Annotated in this window: 1 protein-coding gene; it reads right to left on the bottom strand. The window is 66.0% G+C overall.

Features of this window, described 5'->3' with window-relative positions; all coding sequences use genetic code 11:
* Positions 1–1,313, bottom strand: a 1,313-nt coding sequence (locus EN750_RS34665) for a chloride channel protein (RefSeq protein WP_145968211.1), incomplete at both ends; no start/stop codon positions are given.

The raw sequence follows: 1,313 nt of genomic DNA, 5'->3' as shown, positions 1-1,313 counted from the left end.
GGTCGGTGAAATCCTCGACGACAGCGAGTTCTTCGGCGCCCGCCCGCTGGAATGTTTCCGCGGCGGCCTGCACGTTCATGCTCGGCACCAGCACCGCGTCCTTGTATTTGGCAAGATCGCGCACCGGCACCTCGCCATCGGAAGGATCGCTGTGCAGTTCGGCCACGATCAGCACGCCGACATAGTGGTCGCCCGCGTCGACGGCGATGACCCGCTGGGCAGAGCCGAGCGGCACTTGCTTGCGGAAGGCTGCCAGCGTCGTCGAGGCATAGATGGTCTTGATGTCCTTGCGCATCATCGAGCCGACTGTGAGGCTGCGCATCCAGCCAACATCGTGGGCGCTGCGGATGGTCTCGCCGCGCAGATGGAAGCGCCATGTCGAGAACGAGTAGCCGAAGGTTTCGCGCACCAGGATCGCCGACATGATCGAGGCGGCCAGCACAACGCCGGTCAGCGTCAGGTCGCGGGTCGATTCCAGCGCCAGGAAGGTCATCGTCAGCGGACCGCCGACGACACCGACGGCGAGCGACGTCATGCCGACGACGGCGGCGACGGCAGGGTCGATGCCGGTTGCCGGAGAAATAACAAGCATCACATCCGCGAACGCCTTGCCGAGCAGCGCGCCGAGGAACAGCGAGGCGAAGAACAATCCGCCGCGAAAACCCGACCCCAGCGACACCGCCGACGCCGCCAGCTTGAGCACGAAGACGCTGGCCACCACGGCCAGCCCGTAATTCATCGAGAATTCGCGATGCAGCGCGCCATGGCCGCTGGACAGCACCTGCGGGGTGATAAGACCCAGCAGCCCGACGATGACGCCGCCAATCACGGGGCGCAACGCCGCGTCGATCGACAGCCTGGCGAAACCACGTTCGATCAGTGTCACCAGATGCATGATGGCGATCGAGGCGGCACCGCCGAGCAGGCCGAGCAGCAGGAACGGCACATACTGGCTGGCGGTGAGCGCCGGCAGACCCGAAAGCTCGAGCGGAAACGGCACGCCGCCGAACATCTCCGCCGTCAGCGAGGCGCAGATCGCGGCTGTCAAGACTGGCGCGACATTGGCGACCGAGTAGATGCCGATGACCAATTCGAAGCCGTAGAAGGCGCCGGTCAGCGGTGCATCGAAGGCGGCGGCGATGGCGCCGGCCGCACCACAGCCGACCAGGATGCGGACATCGTTGCGGCGCAGCCTGAAGATGCCCGCCAGCCGCGATGCCAGCCCGGAGCCAACCTGCGTATAGCCGGCTTCCAGCCCGACCGAGGCGCCAAAACCGCTGGAGATCATCGTCTGGCCGGCGATGATGAAGGTG

Origin of the sequence: Mesorhizobium sp. M7A.F.Ca.ET.027.03.2.1, from assembly GCF_003999175.1 — a bacterium.
GTDB lineage: Bacteria > Pseudomonadota > Alphaproteobacteria > Rhizobiales > Rhizobiaceae > Mesorhizobium.
This window is presented reverse-complemented; position numbering and strand designations above follow the sequence as displayed.